Here is a 2,273-nt window from a genome sequence, read left to right on the forward strand (position 1 = left end):
GGCACGACAGATTGGGCTTTGCATGGCAAATATGATACAGGCTCACAAGTAAATTCAAGGGAACAATATGAAAAAGGCATACATGCTGGGACTTCCCTAGATTTACTTGGCAATAGAGAAATGCTAGATAAACAAATAGCACAAAATGCAGAGAAAAATAAGGATAGCTTAGAGAATTATACTAAAGCATTAGCAGAGTTTGAAAAGCCTAATTATTTCGATGAAACGATGAAAGAATTTGATAAGGCTTGGGACAAAGCAAATATGAATACAGATACCCTGCGTGCTATGGCACTATTTGCTAAGGCTTACACTTGGGATAGTGCAGCAGATTCGTTAGAAGGGATATATGATTGGGCTACTACTAGATTTGGTGATAATAAAACAGAAACAAAGCTTAGAGATATTAATCTATTAGACCAAAAGAATAATGCTAGTATGCAGGTTGTTGGTCGTGGGGCAGAAGCTGATGAGCTTGTAAGAATGTTTAGGATTACTGAAGGGCAGTTAGCAGTAAGTGAAGAGGCTTTTAAGATATACAGACATGAAACAAAGGAAGCTTTACTGGATTACATAAAAGCAGATTCTAAAGATAAAGATAAGAAATGGGAAACTTATCAAAAGTCTTTAAGTAAAGTAAAAGAAGCTTATGATAAATCTCCTGCTAAAGCGTTTGCAAATAATGAGTTAATCTCTAAAGCTATGACAATGAAAAATCAGCATGATTATGGCAGATTTGTATTCAATCTTCTTAAAGAGCCTGAAAAAAATATGGAATTAGCACAAAGCTATATTAATGATTTAGAATATATTTTAAAAACAGATGATAACTTTAAAGATGTAGATGAAGTAGCATTAACAAGAAGCGGACAGGTAGTTATAAGAAAGGGCGACCAATATCAAGCGTTAGAACAAGGCTTTTTAGAAAGCATACTGCACGGAATACATGATAGTGCCGCAGAAATTACTTCATCTTTAGGTGGGGCTTGGTGGGGACTTAAAAAACCGAGCAAAAATTATTTGCAGACTGCTGCAAAGGCTGGAGTATATTCTAGTGCTGGAGCTGCTGTGGGTGCTGCGGCTGGTGCTATTGCAGATGAAGAAATAAACTCATGGACGACAGGTTATAAAAATAAAGATGGCGGATTAAAAAGGGCAGCAGAAGCAGCTACATTAAGCATAGCAGGGGATATTATTATAGTAGGTGCTGGAGCTGGTATAAAGCAAGGCTACAAGGCTATTAAAAATACTAACCTTGATGGATTAAGCAATATCGGTAATAAAGCTATAAGTGAAGCACAAAAACTAGCAAATGGCAATGTAAATGCAGTTACAAACTTTCTAGCTAAAAATGCACTTGATAATAACGAGAGAGAAGCTATAAAAGAAGCCGCACAAAAAGAGTTTCTAAATGGAAAAAGCCTTGCTGATTATAAGAGTGATTCAAGCATTCCTAAGCTAGAAAGGCTTAAAAACGCTTGGCAGTATGAAAAATTTATCAATAAAGAGAGTATGGCAAAAGGTAAAGACAAGCTAGAAGCCTTAAGTAAAGAGTTTGAAAGCTTTCAAACTACAAGTATGGAATCTAATCGTCCTATTATGAGTTTAATGCAAGATATGTTTGAGGGCAAGGCTACAAGACATGAAAGAGAGAAGTTTTTACGCTTTGTAAGTCAAAATGAAGCCTTGCAGTCTGCTTTAAGTGGTGTATTAGCTAAGAATCCAACACTTGCACTAAACTTTGGACAATTTATAGATAAAAGAGCAGCACAAGTAGCAAAAAGTATAGAGAGTGAAGCCCTTACGCAAAGAATGTTTAAAGATATGGATTCTAGCTATGCAAAAGGCTTAAAGGATAGATATGGTAAGGTAGAATATGATATTAAAAGGACACTTGATAATATCAATTTTAGTAGCACTGGCACAAAGATAGCTGATATTTTAATGGATTTAAAAGAGAGTATCCCACATGTAACAAACGCAGGGCAGACTATAAACGCTATGCTACAAAAGCTACAAGCAAGGGGGATTAAAAGCTTTGATGATGATATGCTTGAGTTCATAGAGCCAAATCTAAATATTGATGATTTACTCAATATCCGCAAATACTACAATGATATATTAAGAAGTAAAGATTTTAAAAATGCAAGTTTCAAACATTTACAAGCTATAAATAAAGAGATAGATTCAGTAGTAGAGAATGCCTTGCAAGATATAGCACAACAAAGTGGTATTAATACAGGGAAGCTTTTAAAGAATTATAAAGATATAAA

The 2,273-nt window shown here is 34.9% G+C and carries 1 protein-coding gene; it reads left to right on the top strand.

Annotation, left to right across the window (positions count from 1 at the left end; all coding sequences use genetic code 11):
- A partial coding sequence (locus T368_RS15975; protein ID WP_034595268.1) for a hypothetical protein occupies positions 1-2,273 on the top strand: 2,273 nt, incomplete at both ends.

Source organism: Helicobacter bilis ATCC 51630 (genome assembly GCF_000686565.1).
In the GTDB taxonomy this organism is placed as follows: domain Bacteria; phylum Campylobacterota; class Campylobacteria; order Campylobacterales; family Helicobacteraceae; genus Helicobacter_A; species Helicobacter_A bilis.